This is a genomic window from Pedobacter sp. WC2501, assembly GCF_052682415.1.
Genome location: NZ_JBQZFI010000001.1, coordinates 3,334,319 through 3,350,417, shown reverse-complemented (window position 1 = coordinate 3,350,417; position 16,099 = coordinate 3,334,319). Strand labels below are relative to the sequence as shown.

Sequence of the window (16,099 nt, the reverse complement as noted above, 5' to 3'; positions counted from 1 at the left end):
TCCTCATATTGAATAGTATGTTATTTTAAAGAAAGAGCGTACTTTGTTCATAATAGTTTTTTTGTTTTCCTTTATAAAAATATACATCAACTATTAAGCAATTCTTATTTTTACATGAAGTGGCTATTTTACTATACCAACTACCATATAAAAATTGATTTATTTTAAAAACCTGGTAAAAACAAACGCCCCGATCGAATGATCGGGGCGTTTCAAAACCTTTACTTATCTAAATAAATTATTGCAACCTCAAAATCCGTTCAGCGTACTTAATTTCTGTTTCCGATATGATTTCAAATTCATATTCTTTTCCTGCTGTAACAGTAAGCTTTTTACCCTTGACTTTGTAAGTACCTCTATCTGCTACATCACCACCCGGCACAATATCTGCTTTGCCATCTACCATGAGTGTAACACGTATCGCACTGGTAAGGTATCCATTAGGTTTAGGTACATTAATTTCATAAAATGTTTTTTCTTCTTTTACAGTTAGCTTTTTACAAGAAGCAAAGCATAAAAACAAGAGCATTAAATAGATGAGATTTTTCATATTATTTTAGTTTTATTACAAAAACGTATCATGGTTAATAAACGCTACGACAATATCGGTCTTTAACACAGCTAACCAAATTCAACATTTACTCTAAGCTATCTAAATAGCGTTTATAAACAGCTCAGTAATTATAAAAAAAGCCCCGATCGATTTGATCGGAGCTTCATAATATAAATTGATTAAGTATTAATTAAAGTTATAACGAATGCCAACTTGTCCTTGCCATCTTGATAGGAAAGAAGATGGTGCGTATGGAACACCACCAGTTGGTGCTCTGAATGTAAAACCACCGCCACTAGTTGTTACATAATTGATAAGTGAGTATGCAGTATTATTAATAAAATAAGATCTGCCCCAATCTTTATTGATCAGATTACCAACGTTAATAATATCAACAGAAAGCTGTAATGAATTTTTAGTGCCTTTAAATACAATACCTAGATCTTGCATAATGCGAACGTCAAACTGATGTTCCCATGGCATTCTTGCAACATTACGCTCAGAATATTGACCTCTAATTTTACTTAAATAAGGATCGTTGCTAATGTAGTTATCTAATGCAGCCCATTGTTCAGCTACCGATTGAGCAGGTAAAGACCCTGAAGCAGCTAAAGGAATTAATTTAATATCACTTAATGTACGAGGTACAAAAATCAAATCATTACTAGGATTACCAGAAGAAATTGAATTATCACCGTTCAGATCTCCATTGTAGATATATGAGAATGGGGTTCCAGATTTACCTACATAGAATAATGAGAAAGTAGTTGCTGAAGCTTTATTTTTACCATATTTAATTGAATAATTTAAAGCACCAACTACTCTATGGCGAAGATCGTAGTTAGAATAAGCTAAAGGTGGGTTTTGAGGATCGCCAGAAATTAACACACCTCCGAAACCAGAACTTGCTGTACTACTAAAACCTGAGTTAATATCTTCTGACTTGCCATAAGTATAGGCAATTGAAGCATATAACCCTAAGTCAAATGATTTTTGCAACTGAGCAGTTACGTTATAAGCTGAACCACTTCTTGTATTCTGCAACAAATAAACCTCAGTAAACTTAGCTCCGTTTACTCTACCTGCCGTTGTATTTACAAAAAGTGGGCGGGTATCGGCACCACCTGACAAAGCGGGATTAATTGACGCTACAGAAGGTTTAATATTTAAATTTTTATATGAAATATTGTTAACTGTAGAAGAATACAATCCTTCGATTGTTGCCTGAACTCCACCAGGTAATTTAAAATCAACTGCTAAATTGGCTCTAAAAACCTGAGGTAATTTGAAATTATTATCAATTAAACTAATTTGTGAAGTTGTACCAGCAACACCACCAGCAGCCGATTGATTATTTACATCTGGAATAAAAGTACCTGTACCAATTGGTGCGCTAACAGAACTAGTTAACATACCGTTTCCTGAAAATTGATTAGATATCCATACAAATGGAGCACGACTTGTTAATAATCCACCTCCACCTCTCAACTGAACCGAACGATCTCCTGTTAAATCCCAATTAAAGCTCAAACGAGGAGAAACAAGTATTTGACCACTTGGGACCTGATCAGTTCTGTAATTAGGAAAAGTAGCAACAACATCAGGGTTAGCTAACGGAGTATCAAAAATTAGCGGTACATCTACTCTTAAACCAGCGATTAATTTAAAACCTTTAAAGGCATCTATTTCATCTTGGAAGTAAAATCCTAACTGTGCAGCGCTAAATCTAGCTGCAGGTCTTGGATCTCCTGGAATTTTTGAAGTACTTGTAGCTGCAGAAGGTTTAGTATTGGCTTCAAAGTCCGCTAAGTTATTCCATGCATAACTTCCGGCTAAATTATTCACAAATAAGTTTCTAATTTTATAAAACTCATTGTGTGTACCAATTGTGAAAGTATGTTTATTTGCGAAAATTTTAAAGTTATCAGTAAATTCGAAAATATCCTGATCTAATTCATTCGCTGTTGAAGATGCTTCTGAACCTAAAGTAGCAGATTGGCTACCAGTACCTAAACCATTAATTCTGATTTGCGGGAATAAATCGCCAACAGTAGCTCTTGTATCTCTAATTCTAGAATAACCAATAATTAAATTATTAGATAAAGTACTTGAAATAGCACTTCTTAACTCTAATACTGAATTATTTTGTTGATCATTAAAGCGATATAGGTTACTTGCAAACCGGAAAGATGTTGCACTTCTTGAAATGTTATCATCATAAGCTTTAATATAGTTGTGACGCAAGGTTAGTTGGTTTTTTGAATTGATATTCCAATCTAAACGAGCAAATAATTTATCACTTCTAGTTTCTGCATCAAATGCGTCAATACCACCTGCATCATAGCCGTAACGATCTTTAGCAACTTTAGCGATTCTTAGAAGCTCAGCTGTAGAAACTGCACCAACATCACCTGAGTTAAAAGTTGTTGGTTGAACAATACTTTGTCTTTCGGCACTTACAAAGAAAAATAATTTATCTTTAATAATTGGGGCACCTACTCTTGCACCGTAAGTAAAATTATGGAAAGGTAATGCTTTGGTATTTGTACCATCAACACTTTTACCAATTGTGTTTTGATTTCTTCCGAAAAAATAAGCCGAACCTTCTACAGTATTTGATCCAGAACGGGTAACAGCATTAACTCCACCACCAATTGCATTACTGTTCGTAACGTCAAATGGAGCTAAAACAATCTGAAGTTCTTGAATCGCATCCAAAGAAATCGGTTGAGTATTTGCCTGACCACCTGGAGCACCTGTACTTCCTAAACCGAAAGCATCATTATTTACAGCTCCGTCAATAGTTAAGCCATTAAAACGATTGTTAATACCACCAAATGAATTACCATTAGCTTGTGGTGTTAAACGTGTAAAATCTTGTAATGAACGTGATAAAGATGGTAAATTTTGAATTTGATCCTTACTAACATTGGTAGAAGCACCTACTTTCTTACTGCTAAATACGGCGTCTCTTTTCCCAGCAACCACAACTTCTTGTAGTTGTTTACCATTTTCACTTAAAACAAGGTTTAATAAGTAAGGCTCACCTAACTTTAACATTGCTCCAGTTACTTTTTCTGGTTGATAGCCAACAAAACTGATTTCAAAAATATAAGGACCGCCTACACGCATGTTATTAATTACAAAACGGCCATCATTATTTGTCGACACAGAATATACTGTACCAGTTGGTGTATGTGTTGCTTTAACACTCGCCCCAGGTAAGGCGCCTTTGGCATCCTTAATTGTTCCTGCCATTGATGATGAGGTTACCTGTGCATTAGCACCAATGGTAATACCTACAAATGCAACAATAACCAGTACTAATCTTAAAAGTAAAGATTTCTTCATACTTTGTTTTTTAAATGTTTTTTGTTGTTGATAATCTAATTAATGATATTATGCTGCAAATGTCCTAATTAAATTTAACACATTTTAACATCTAATGTTAAATAATTATTAAGTCAGGCAAAACTTTTCAACATTTAACACATATTGGGCAGATTATAACTTTCAGTTTATCAACACTTTGATAATAAAGCTAAATTTTTAATAAAGAAACAATCAGTTGATTATAATTTAAGCATAAAACTTATGTTAATATTGGTATTTTTCGAATAATATATATTAACACCATTTTTTCAACCATTACATCGCGGTTATTTAACTTTTTGTTACCTAACCAATATATTATTCTGCAAATCAACTTGATTATAGCTATTGTTTTAGCATAAAATATTCAAAGCAATATTCATCCATTGTAATTTTTAAAAGCTATCTCAACATTGCCCTATTCAATTGACATTTTTTTTTTAGTTTTGAAGGATTGTTGCGAGGTGAAAATCTTTTAACTTTTGTAATCAGGTTGTAGGCAACCCTTGTCAAGGGATATGAAGCAGATTACAGGTATAAAACAATTAAAAACAAATCTCTTTAAAATAGATTAAAAACAGATGAATTACGACGTTATTGTTTTAGGCAGCGGCCCAGGTGGTTACGTAGCTGCAATCAGAGCTTCTCAGTTGGGACTAAAAGTTGCAATTGTTGAGCGTGAATCATTAGGTGGTATTTGTTTAAACTGGGGCTGTATCCCTACTAAAGCACTTTTAAAAAGCGCTCAGGTTTTCGAATATATTAATCATGCTGCTGATTACGGAATTACTACTGCTGGTGCAACTGCAGATTTTGCTGCTGTGGTAAAACGCAGCCGTGGTGTTGCCGATGGCATGAGCAAAGGCGTTCAATTTTTAATGAAAAAAAATAAAATTGACGTCATTATGGGTACGGGTAAAGTAAAACCAGGAAACAAGTTAGAGGTTAAAGGTGCGGATGGTTCTCAACAGGAACTAAGTGCTGAAAATATCATCATTGCTACAGGTGCCCGTTCAAGAGAATTGCCGAACCTGAAACAGGATGGCAAAAAAATTATCGGCTACCGCCAGGCTATGGTACTTCCTGAATTACCAAAAAGCATGGTAGTAGTAGGTTCTGGCGCAATTGGTGTAGAGTTTGCTTATTTCTATGCAACTATGGGTACCAAAGTAACCATTGTAGAATTTATGGATAACGTTGTTCCGGTGGAAGACGAAGACGTTTCTAAACAATTATTGCGCAGCCTGAAAAAAGTGGGTATCGATGTAATGACTTCAGCAAGTGTTGAATCGGTTGATACCAGCGGTGCAGGTTGCAAGGTTTCTGTTAAAACAGCTTCTGGCATGCAAACTATCGAGGCAGACATCGTGCTTTCAGCAGCAGGAATTGTAGCCAACATCGAAAACATCGGTTTAGAAGAAACAGGTATCAAAACGGAAAAAGGCAAAATTATTACCGACGAATTCTACAATACTTCAGTTAAAGGTTATTATGCTATTGGTGATGTGGTAGGCGGACAAGCTTTAGCCCACGTTGCTTCTGCAGAAGGCATTATCTGTGTAGAAAAAATCGCTGGTCAGCATGTTGAAGCATTAGATTACAATAATATCCCGGGATGTACTTATTGTACCCCAGAAATCGCTTCAGTAGGTTATACCGAAAAAGCAGCTAAAGCGGCTGGTTACGAATTAAAAATCGGTAAATTCCCATTCTCTGCATCAGGTAAAGCAAGTGCTGCCGGTGCTAAAGATGGTTTCGTAAAATTAATTTTCGATGCTAAATACGGCGAATTATTAGGCGCACACATGATCGGTGCCAATGTTACTGAAATGATTGCCGAAATCGTAGTTGCCCGTAAACTGGAAACTACTGGTCACGAAATGATTAAATCTGTTCACCCTCACCCTACCATGAGCGAAGCCATTATGGAAGCTGCCGCTGATGCTTACGGAGAAGTGATACACTTATAAGGTAGAGGGTTTAAAGGTGGAAGGCATAAGGTGTCACATCGGTAAGTAAAACCAATATCATTTACAAAAACCCTTTAGTTAATCCTAAAGGGTTTTTGTATTTTTATAGTCCATTTTTTTTAAAACCCTAAACCCTAAACCCTAAACCCTAAACCCTAAACCCTAAACCCTAAACCCTAAACCCTAAACCCTAAACCCTAAACCCTAAACCCTAAATGAAACTCCATACCATAAACACAGGCTTATTTAAATTAGACGGCGGCGCTATGTTTGGCGTTGTACCCAAGACCATCTGGCAAAAAACCAATCCAGCTGATGCGAACAACCTTTGTACCTGGGCCATGCGTTGTCTGTTAATAGAAGAAGGCAACCAGTTGATTTTAGTGGATACCGGAATTGGAAACAAACAGGACGAAAAGTTTTTCAGTCATTATTATCTGCATGGGGATGATTCGATGGAAAAATCGCTGGCACATTTGGGCTTTAACACTACAGATATTACTGATGTTTTCCTTACACACCTGCACTTCGACCATGTGGGCGGAGCTATAGTGAGAGAAAATGAAAAACTGATCCCAGCCTTTAAAAATGCACACTATTGGAGCAATGAAAAACATTGGCAATGGGCGGTAGAACCAAATGCAAGGGAAAAAGCTTCATTTTTAAAAGAAAACATTTTACCAATCCAGGAAAGTGGACAACTAAAATTTGTAGCCGAAGAAGAAAATACAGAATGGCAAAAGGATATCAATATCAGCTTTGCTTATGGCCATACTGATGCCATGATGTTGCCTAAAATCAATTATAAAGGAAAGACAATCGTATATATGGCCGATCTTTTACCTTCGGTCGGTCACTTGCCCCTGCCCTACGTTATGGCTTATGACATGTTCCCTTTAAAAACGCTAACCGAAAAACAAGCCTTTTTAGAAGAAGCGGTTAATAACAACTATATATTATACTTAGAGCATGATCCCATTAACGAATGCTGTACCCTTCAACGCACAGAAAAGGGAATCCGCGTAGCAGAAACCTTTAACCTGAGCGACATATAATGATCAGACCAGCAAGCCCTTCAGATGCTACAGCAGTAGTGCCATTGATTATCCAGGCAATGGGCAAACTGGCACAGAAACTAACCAATGTTGAAGATGAAAATGTGATCAATCAAATTTTAAAACACTTCTTTATGCAGCGGGGCAATCAATACAGTTATGAAAATACACTGGTTTTTGAAAAAGAAGGGAAAGTTTTGGGATCATTGAACGCTTATGATGGAGGAAAACTGCCCGAACTCCGCAAACCATTTCTTAATTATGTAAATGAATACTACCAGGCAAGCGGCCTTAATCAAGGCACTGAAACCGAAGCCGGGGAGTTTTACCTCGACAGTATCAGCGTCAATCCTTCTGCCCAGGGAAAAGGAATTGGAAAACAGCTGATTAAAGCGGGTATAGACTGGGCTAAACAGCTTGGCCACCATAATGTCGGCTTATTGGTAGAACAAAATAACCCAAATGCATTAAGGCTCTACGAAAAAATGAATTTCGTTATCCAGAACGAAAAACACTTTATGGGAGGATTATACCATCACATGGTTTTTAAGATCAATTGTTAGCGAATAATCACCTCAGTTATTAACCAATTTAAGTAACTAAAATTACTTTAAGGATAGGCATAACGCTGCTTATATTTCCTTACATAACTTATATGGTTTAAATATGCGATGTACTTTTTTCAGACATTTTACTTTATGTACCAGCTTCAGCTATTTACCATTTAAGAAATATAAGGTCATTATAGCTCATTTCTTTTAACCGGCAATTGTTATAAAGTACTACGTTCTAACAAGTAAATCACTTTTGGTATTCTATCAATAATAAATAAAACGTATAATATTTTTATAGCGCAGATTTGGCAACCCGAAAAACATCCCGCACTCAGCACCTTCAAAATTTATTTTCTCTTTTATTTGTATTTAATCTAAATAATACCAATTTTTGTAATCAATGGAAAAAGCATGTATCGATATCAACGAACTGGTTAACGTATTCTCAAATACCCAGGGTTCTGTTTATCAATCAGATAAATTAAACTGCTTTTATGTAGATTTTGGTGGAAAGTTTGCACGTTACAACTGTCTGTCTCTTCAAAAACTAAAAGCTGTTGTAGAACAAATTGATATAGAAGCCCTCCTTTTAAATACCCACAAAGCCGATTTCGAACTGGTTACCTTTAATGGCTGCGAACACATCTATTTATTAAGTGCATTGGAAATTATTGCCTTAAAAGATCTGTTGCATGGTACTTTCACCATGTTCAAACTCAACCACATCATCAGCGACTGCCTTTATAGGTTGGTTTATTAGTCGTTAGTTCAGTGGTTCATTAGTCATTAGTTTATTGGTAAGTTCAAATTGGTTAATCGGTTAATTACTTAAAAAGATTAACTGCTTATATTAAACTATCAATTTGAATATTATTCATTTGTATTCCATTCAGTATCTGTTACCAGAAGGATCCTGAGATAAACTCAGGATGACGATCACGAGGTAAATTTCGATACTGACCCATTCTCTAATCCTCAGTTATTCATAAGGATTTAATTCATTGAATACTACAAACTGAAAATTGCCAACTGAAAACCGATCATTATCCCTCTGATTTTCAAACACTATCCGTCTCGCGTTATTCCATTTTCCCTCTTACATTTTCCATCCCTTTCACCTTATTTAAACTAATTACAAATAACTAATTATCAGCAATTTAGACTAATTTCATATAGCAAATAAATCACACAATCTGGCTAATTTGCTGTTATCTTTGTATCATTAGTTAAGCAAAGAAAATTATGAAAGACTTAATGCGCATTAAATGTTTAATATCACAGGATATTGAAACGTTATTAAATCAGCAGATCAAAAAAGAAGCTCACTCTTCATCACTATATTTATCAATGTCATCTTGGTGCGACCAAAATGGATTCGATTTTTCAGCAGATTATTTTTTAAAACAATCTGAAGAAGAAAGAGTACATCAGTTAAAATTGTTTAAATATGTTTTGGATATGGGCGGAAACGCGATATCTCCTGAAGTTTCAGGCATCAAAACCGACTTCGCCGGATTTAGGGAAGTTTTCGAAGATGCTTTGGAAGCAGAGATTGCAATTACCCAGAGTTTCAAAAATCTTGCGGCAAAATGCCATAAAGAGCAGGATTTTGTAACCATGGAATTCTTGAACTGGTTCTTGAAAGAACAACGTGAAGAAGAATACAAAGCACGCAGGGCACTAGAATTATTCGAAGTAATTGGCGAAGAAGGTACAGGAAGATGGGAAATTGATAAACATGTGAATAAAATCACTTATTCAGAAGCATAACAACAACAAAACATATATTGAAAAGCTATCCAAATCGGGTAGCTTTTTTTTGTATATAAAATTCGATGAAGTATCAGCGCTAGAGCATTAAGATCCCCGCATGCGCAAGGATGACGACATTTCTTAATCCGTAGCTCAATATCTGTTAAATCTGCGTTTCTTATCTTTTTAAATCTGCGGGAAACACAAACTATAAACAGTTGTTCCCGCAGATGCCGCTGAATGCGCAGGTATAACAAGCACAAACCAATGCTTAGCATTATCTCTAACCACTAAAGGGCAAACTATTTTTTACCGTGTAAGATGATGAGGACATATAGGCTCAATACCCTTATATTTTCTCAAATTCCTTATATGGTAATTTTAGTTCGCCACCAAATACTCAATCTACATTACTTATCTTTTAAATCTACGGGAAAACCTTAAACAGCAAATCCATTTGTTTCCCGCTGATTGCGCAGAAAAAGACCGCTGATCTAAAAGGATTTTATAAGTCATAAAAGGAAAAGAATATCGCATTAAGATCCACGCAAGCGCGAGGATGACAACATTTCTTAATCCTTAGCTCATATCTGTTAATCTGCGTTTCTTGTCTTCTTAAATCTGCGGAAAACACAAACTATAAACAGTTGTTCCCGCAGATGCCGCTGAATGCGCAGATATAACAAGCCCAAACCAATGCTTAGCATCATCTCTAACCACTAAAGGGCAAACTATTTTTTACCGTGTAAGATATGATGAGGACATGTAGGCTCAATACCCTTATATTTTCTCAAATTCCTTATATGGTAATTTTAGTTCACCACCAAATACTCAATCTACCATTACTTATCTTTTAAATCTACGGAAAAACCTTTAACAGCAAATTCATTTGTTTCCCGCTGATAACGCAGAAAAAGACCGCAGATCTAAAAGGATTTTATAAGTCATAAAGGAAAAGAACATCGCATTAAGATCCCGCTGTGCCAGGATGACGACATTTCTTAATCTTTAACTCAATATCCGTTAAATCTGCGTTTCTTATCTTTTTAAATCTGCGGGAAACACAAACTATAAACAGTTGTTCCCGCAGATGCCACTGAATGCGCAGATATAACAAGCCCAAACCAATGCTTAGCATTATCTCTAACCACAAAAGGGCAAACTATTTTTTACCGTGTAAGATGATGAGGACATATAGGCTCAATACCCTTATATTTTCTCAAATTCCTTATATGGTAATTTTAGTTCGCCACCAAATACTCAATCTACATTACTTATCTTTTAAATCTACGGGAAAACCTTAAACAGCAAATCCATTTGTTTCCCGCTAATCGAGCAGAAAAGAACAGCTGATCTAGAGGGATTTACTAAGTCATAAAAGGAAAAGCATATCGCATTAAGATCCCCGCATGCGCGAGGATGACGACATTTCTAATCCTTAACTCAATATTTATTTAATCCGTGTTTCTTATCCTTTTAAACCTGCAGGGAAACCTTACACGGCAAATCCATTTGTTTCCCGCTAATCGAGCAGAAAAGAACCGCTGATCTAGAGGGATTTTACTAAGCCATAAGAGTATCGACGCTAGAGCATTAAGATCCGCGCATGCGCAAGGATGACCAAACTACTACCCTTTCCACCACGCTTTATCGAATAGTTATTGAGATGCTATACAAAAAAGAAAAGCCCCAGTTTTGCTGGAGCTTCTTGGTTTAGGTTGTTTGGTTTATGTTGATTATGGATAAGTCTTGAAAGTTTTATAAAAAAAGCGCCGTTGCCAGCGCTTTTTTTAAACCAAATATATAATAATAATTAACGAGCATTACAAAAGTACATATTTTATTCATATCAGCAAACAATTTGATTAAAAAAATTAAAATTTATTATAAAAAAATCTAAAACACTAATATTTAGATGCAAATAACTTAAATAAACACCAATAATTAATTACAAAAACAAATATTAATACATAAAAGTTATTTTTTAACTCAAAAAATTATAATTTAAGGGAATATTCAAGAAAAATGATAGAAGATTTTATAAAAAATTACTTTAATCATCCCAAAACTTATGATGAGATGTTTCTAAATGGTGACAACTACAGAAATCACTATGCAAACTTCATCAGCAATTTCTCTAAAGAGTCGCTCGAAAACCTAAACAAAAAGGAAGAACTCGCTAAAAAGTTATTTATGAGTCAGGGAATAACCTTTACCGTATATGATAGCGGTGAAGGCATCGAAAAAATCTTTCCCTTTGATATCATCCCGAGAATTATTACTTCAACAGAGTGGTCTTTCATAGAAAAAGGTATAAAACAAAGACTAAAAGCATTAAATCTTTTCTTAAAAGACATTTATAGCAATCAATTTATTCTAAAAGACCAGATTGTACCTATAAATGTAATTTATTCTTGCCCGCATTTTTTAAGAGAGATGCACAATGTAAATGTATTACATGATATTTATATCCATATTGCCGGAATAGACCTAATCAGAGATCACGACGGCACTTTTTATGTGCTCGAAGATAATCTTCGTACCCCTTCAGGTGTAAGTTACATGCTCGAAAACAGGGAAATTACTAAAAGGCTATTCCCCGACCTGATTCCGCAATGCGGCGTAAGGAGCGTAACCGAATACCCTGCCATCTTATATAAAAATTTAATGAGTCTCTCTCCCAGAGCGGTTTCGAATCCAACAATTGTACTGTTAAGTCCGGGCATGTATAATTCTGCATATTACGAACATACTACCCTGGCCCGCTTAATGGGGGTGGAACTGGTAGAAGGGCGTGACCTGGTGGTTAAAAACCAAAAAGTATTTATGAAAACTACTACAGGCCTGCAGCAGGTGGATGTGATTTATCGCCGTGTAGACGACGACTATCTTGATCCGTTGGTTTTTAATCCAAACAGCGTACTGGGCGTAGCAGGACTGATGGGCGCTTACCGTAAAGGTAATGTAGCGATTATTAACGCAGTAGGCAACGGCGTAGCTGACGACAAAGCTGTTTACACCTATGTACCGGATATGATTAGGTATTACCTGAACGAAGAACCAATATTAAAGAATGTACCCACCTATCAGTTGAGCAATCAAGATGAGCTTGATTATGTTTTTGCAAATATTAATACCATGGTGATCAAAAAAACTAACGGAAGTGGTGGTTACGGCATGTTAATGGGACATGCGGCAACTGAACAGGAAACAGAGGAATACAAAATTGAGGTATTGAAAGATCCCCGCAACTTTATTGCCCAACCTACCATCAGCCTGTCTTCTGCTCCGTGTTTTATTAACGGAAAACTGGCTCCGCGCAGAATAGATCTCCGTCCATTCGCCTTAAATGGCCCAGACGGTATCTCGATTGTTCCAGGCGGCTTAACCCGGGTAGCTTTAAAAGAAGGCTCACTCGTGGTAAACAGTTCGCAGGGCGGTGGCAGTAAAGATACATGGGTTTTAACTTCTTAGAATACAGCATATGTTAAGTAGAGTGGCATCAAGCCTATATTGGCTAAGCAGATACGTTGAGCGCAGCGACGGTATGCTGCGTATGTTAAAAATAAATTACGCTTCCTCTCAGGATACCATACAGGAATTCACCTGGAAACCTGTGATCAGGATTTTTTCGTCTGATGACGAAAATGAACTATTGAATATCCAGCACGATAGTCGCGCGGTGATCGAATACCTCTTATTAAACCGCGATAACCCAAATTCGATCTTAAACATCGTTACCCTTGCGCGTGAGAATGCAAGGAGCGTACAGGAACATATCCCAAAAGACTTATGGCAATGTTTAAACGAATATTACCATGCGGTTAAAGACGAAAAATTATTGTGGTACGTACAAAAAGATGATCCGGTAACGGCTCTGGATGTTTTAATCAAACAGGTAATGCTGTACCATGGCACAGCAGACAGTGTAATGGAACGCGGGGAAAGCAGAAGTTTCATGAAAATTGGCAAACATTTGGAAAGAAGTATCCAATCCATCGATATCCTCGACATTAAATTCAGTTCGGTCAGCAGCAATCCTGATTTGTTGACCGATATCGCCTACTGGAAACACTTGTTATTATCATTGGGTGGCTATGAATTATACCTGAAAACTTATCGGCAAGGGTTTGATGCGAAAAACATTATCGAATTGGTGATGCTCAATAACGATTTTCCACGTTCAGCATTATATGCCATGAACAATATTGAACGGTATTTTAACCGGCTAAAGAGCGAAAGTAACATCGAACACTACAATAACCTGTCTTTTAAAATAGGACGTTTAAAAAGTATGATTACTTACAGTTCTGTTAACACCATGAACGAAGAGCAGTTGCATCATTACCTTACAGAAATCAGGGCAGAGCTTTTCGGCATCGGAAACCTGTTAAATGAATATTATTTCGCAAACTCATAATTTTTAACCACAGGTGAACACAGATCAACACAGATATTACTTCCTTTATTGATTTCACATCTCTGGTAACCTATAATAATAAAAACCAATATGCCAATTTTCAAAATCAAACATATCACCAATTACAAATACGAATTACCAGTTCGGGATAGTGCAAACCAGATTATTCTGTTTCCCATTAAAGATGATTTCCAAAAGGTAGTTAAACACGATCTGAATATTTCAGGAAGCCCGGAGATTGAAATTTTTATCGATTACTACGGCAATGAAGTGGGCACTTTTACCCAAAACGAGCCGCATACCCAACTGAAAATTTTCTCCAAAGTAAGCGTAGAAACCTTTCCTAAGCCGTTACCTCAGGATGATATGTTTAGCAGCGAGCAATGGAACAGTTTAAGCGTCCTGAAATTCGAAGTGCCCTATATCGATTATGTAAGGCAGGAAAGTTTTGAGGGTATCGCTCAATTAAAGGAGACAGCCTTGAACATTAAGCACACTGAAGATACGCCTTACCAAACCGCTATAAAATATTGTGCTCATGTGTTCAACAATTTCGACTACATTAAAGGGGTTACGGCAGTTGATACCACTATTGATGAAATTTTAAAACTAAAAGCCGGGGTTTGTCAGGATTTTGCACATGTATTAACAGCCATGTTGCGTTTAACCGGGATTCCTGCCAGATATGTGAGCGGTTACATCTGCCCCAATAGAGATGGCATGCGGGGTGAAGGCGCAACCCACGCCTGGGCCGAGGCCTATTTACCGGAGTATGGCTGGTTGGGCCTAGATCCTACCAATAACTGTATCGCCAATGAAAACCACGTGCGCCTGGCAGTAGGCCGCAATTTCGCCGATTGTTCTCCTGTAAAAGGTGTTTATAAAGGCGGTTTCGAGCACATTATGGAAGTAAATGTATCAGTAGGTTATAACGATGAAGATTTTAATGATCAGGAAACGTATTTCCAGCCGAAAGAAGTAAATTACAGCAAGCCCACAGGAACAATAAGCACCGTGAGAACCAAAAACAGCTATCAGCAATACATGGAAGCCATGCAGCAACAACAGCAACAACAACAGTAGGCAGTTTTCAGTGGCGGTTAACCGTTCAATCGACTAAAAATAAAGTGGCAGAGCCTTACCCAATAGCTCTGCTGCTTAAAATTTCATCGATTTTCTCATTTTCAATAATCCACATACCTATCCGTTCATCGGTAATTCCATTCATAAGATTATAGGTAAATGTAGGTTTGTTGTGCTCCATTTTGGTCGATAGATATTTAAACATAATACTTTCATTCTCCTTTAATATTTCGGCAACCTCAATAATATGAGTTGAAATCATGAAATAGCAGTCTTTTATTGCAGAAAATGATTTAATCACTGATAAAGACCCATCAAATGCATCTTTAACATTTGTGCCTCTAAACAACTCATCAAAAATTACAAAAATATTTTTAGAAACTTTGATCTTCTCTGCAACATGTTTTACCCTTAAAACTTCGTTGTAAAAATGACTAAACCCTTCGTTTAAATTATCAGGCAAGTTTATGGTCGACACCAATCCTTGCCAAATTCCTGTTTCCATATATGCTGCAGGAACAGGAAGACCTAAATGAGCCAAATAGACAGAAACGCCAACAGATTTTAAAAAAGTAGATTTCCCAGCCATATTACTTCCCGTTAGGAAACAGACATTCTTACCAATTTCAAATTCAATGTCATTAGCAACCGGATGATTTAAAAAAGGATGAAAGACACCATTAATACGGAGATGGCACTCTTTTGCTTTTACGTTTGGCAAGGTCAAATTGTATTTCCTGGCTGCCTTAACAACAGCATAATAAGCATCAATCTGATAGACTAAATCTAAAAACCGTTTGATTGTCCTTAACTCAGTTCCCCTAAACATAAAATCAAGCTCTTCTAATTCGAATAAGTCAATCTTTTTCCCATCGCGCTCAACTATAGCTTTAATTAGTTTCTGTTTAAATAAAATTTCAGCAATCTCATTAAATTCTTTAACCAGCACTGGCTTAACGTCTTGATCTAATGCCGCAAAAACTCCATTAAGTTGTTTAAGCAAAGAAATAATCTCTCCTATGCCTTTTTCTTTTACATAATATGCCTGATTTGGATAAAAGAAATAATTGATAAACTTGGTTAATGCAGAAATCTTTGAATAGAATTTGATTTTGCCATTTTGCACCAGATAACTTTCAATAAAATCTATATTAGTATGGTCAAAATTTAAATCGTCGCTATAATTGGATAAATATCTGATTAACCTTTGTCTTTCGGTAATGATCTGAATATCTGTGGAAGGCATTCTGAAAATTTCAGATAATTTATCATTGCCTTTAATGGTGAAAGTAAAGTTGAACAGCGAAAAAATACTTTTATTTAAGCCATGAACCTCAAAT

General features: G+C 36.2%; 11 protein-coding genes. 8 read left to right on the top strand and 3 right to left on the bottom strand.

Annotated elements, in window-relative coordinates:
* Positions 1 to 238: 238 nt before the first annotated feature.
* Both ACUN24_RS14305 and ACUN24_RS14300 read right to left on the bottom strand, forming a co-directional pair.
* Positions 239 to 550: a hypothetical protein gene (locus ACUN24_RS14305; protein WP_445563097.1), complete on the bottom strand. Its 312-nt coding sequence runs from the start codon at positions 548 to 550 to the stop codon at positions 239 to 241.
* A 189-nt stretch (positions 551 to 739) separates the two neighbouring features.
* The gene (locus ACUN24_RS14300) at positions 740 to 3,904 is read right to left on the bottom strand and encodes a TonB-dependent receptor (protein WP_445563096.1); all 3,165 of its coding nucleotides are present in this window, start codon (positions 3,902 to 3,904) and stop codon (positions 740 to 742) included.
* Positions 3,905 to 4,506: 602 nt separating this feature from the next.
* Here ACUN24_RS14300 and lpdA point away from each other — a divergent pair.
* From lpdA to ACUN24_RS14260, 8 genes are all read left to right on the top strand, one after another.
* Positions 4,507 to 5,895 carry a dihydrolipoyl dehydrogenase gene (lpdA, locus tag ACUN24_RS14295; RefSeq protein ID WP_445563095.1) on the top strand — a complete coding sequence of 463 codons (1,389 nt, stop codon included), beginning with the start codon at positions 4,507 to 4,509 and terminating at the stop codon, positions 5,893 to 5,895.
* Between the two features lie 215 nt (positions 5,896 to 6,110).
* Positions 6,111 to 6,950 carry an MBL fold metallo-hydrolase gene (locus tag ACUN24_RS14290; protein ID WP_445563094.1) on the top strand — a complete coding sequence of 280 codons (840 nt, stop codon included), beginning with the start codon at positions 6,111 to 6,113 and terminating at the stop codon, positions 6,948 to 6,950.
* Positions 6,950 to 7,513 carry a GNAT family N-acetyltransferase gene (locus ACUN24_RS14285; protein ID WP_445563093.1) on the top strand — a complete coding sequence of 188 codons (564 nt, stop codon included), beginning with the start codon at positions 6,950 to 6,952 and terminating at the stop codon, positions 7,511 to 7,513. The genes ACUN24_RS14290 and ACUN24_RS14285 overlap by 1 nt, the downstream gene beginning before the upstream one ends.
* A gap of 391 nt (positions 7,514 to 7,904) precedes the next feature.
* A complete protein-coding gene (locus ACUN24_RS14280) occupies positions 7,905 to 8,264 on the top strand; it encodes a hypothetical protein (protein WP_132396499.1) in 360 nt (119 codons plus the stop codon).
* 482 nt (positions 8,265 to 8,746) lie between these two features.
* Entirely contained in the window at positions 8,747 to 9,274 is a 528-nt protein-coding gene (locus ACUN24_RS14275; protein WP_132396501.1) for a ferritin, read from the top strand.
* Between the two features lie 2,007 nt (positions 9,275 to 11,281).
* Positions 11,282 to 12,730: a circularly permuted type 2 ATP-grasp protein gene (locus ACUN24_RS14270; RefSeq protein ID WP_132396503.1), complete on the top strand. Its 1,449-nt coding sequence runs from the start codon at positions 11,282 to 11,284 to the stop codon at positions 12,728 to 12,730.
* A 10-nt stretch (positions 12,731 to 12,740) separates the two neighbouring features.
* Complete coding sequence (locus tag ACUN24_RS14265) at positions 12,741 to 13,676, top strand: alpha-E domain-containing protein (RefSeq protein WP_132396505.1); 936 nt, start codon at positions 12,741 to 12,743, stop codon at positions 13,674 to 13,676.
* A gap of 90 nt (positions 13,677 to 13,766) precedes the next feature.
* Positions 13,767 to 14,759, top strand: coding sequence for a transglutaminase family protein (locus ACUN24_RS14260; RefSeq protein WP_445563092.1), 993 nt, complete (start codon positions 13,767 to 13,769; stop codon positions 14,757 to 14,759).
* 55 nt (positions 14,760 to 14,814) lie between these two features.
* On the opposite strand, the gene ACUN24_RS14255 is transcribed toward ACUN24_RS14260, so the two are convergent.
* Complete coding sequence (locus tag ACUN24_RS14255) at positions 14,815 to 15,885, bottom strand: MutS-related protein (protein WP_445563091.1); 1,071 nt, start codon at positions 15,883 to 15,885, stop codon at positions 14,815 to 14,817.
* Positions 15,886 to 16,099: the final 214 nt, after the last annotated feature.